General features: G+C 50.3%; 1 pseudogene. It reads left to right on the top strand.

From position 1 onward, the window contains the following. Window positions 1–433: pseudogene (locus tag OGY18_RS00020) on the top strand (IS110-like element IS5075 family transposase); the annotation flags it as partial. Window positions 434–545 lie beyond the last annotated feature (112 nt).

Below are 545 nucleotides of genomic sequence, written 5' to 3'. Positions count from 1 at the left end.
GATTAAAGATCTGGAATCTCAGTTGAAACGAAAGTTGGACGAAGATGAGGTTGGACAGCGCTTGCTGAGTATTCCCTGCGTTGGAACGCTGACTGCCAGTACTATTTCAACTGAGATTGGCGACGGGAAGCAGTACGCCAGCAGCCGTGACTTTGCGGCGGCAACAGGGCTGGTACCCCGACAGTACAGCACGGGAGGTCGGACGACATTGTTAGGGATTAGCAAGCGGGGCAACAAAAAGATCCGAACTTTGTTGGTTCAGTGTGCCAGGGTATTCATACAAAAACTGGAACACCAGTCTGGCAAGTTGGCCGACTGGGTCAGGGAGTTGTTGTGTCGGAAAAGCAACTTTGTCGTCACCTGTGCTCTGGCAAACAAGCTGGCCAGAATAGCCTGGGCACTGACGGCGCGACAGCAAACTTACGAAGCATAAAGGCAGAAATACACCAGTTTAAACAATCATTCATCTGGTTTTGCGAATACTGATATTGATGATACTAACGGCCCACCGGCCTGTTGAGGAACCTGTAAAACGGAAAGGCTCA

Origin of the sequence: Citrobacter sp. Cpo142 (genome assembly GCF_030332425.1) — a bacterium.
GTDB lineage: Bacteria > Pseudomonadota > Gammaproteobacteria > Enterobacterales > Enterobacteriaceae > Citrobacter > Citrobacter portucalensis.
This window is presented reverse-complemented; position numbering and strand designations above follow the sequence as displayed.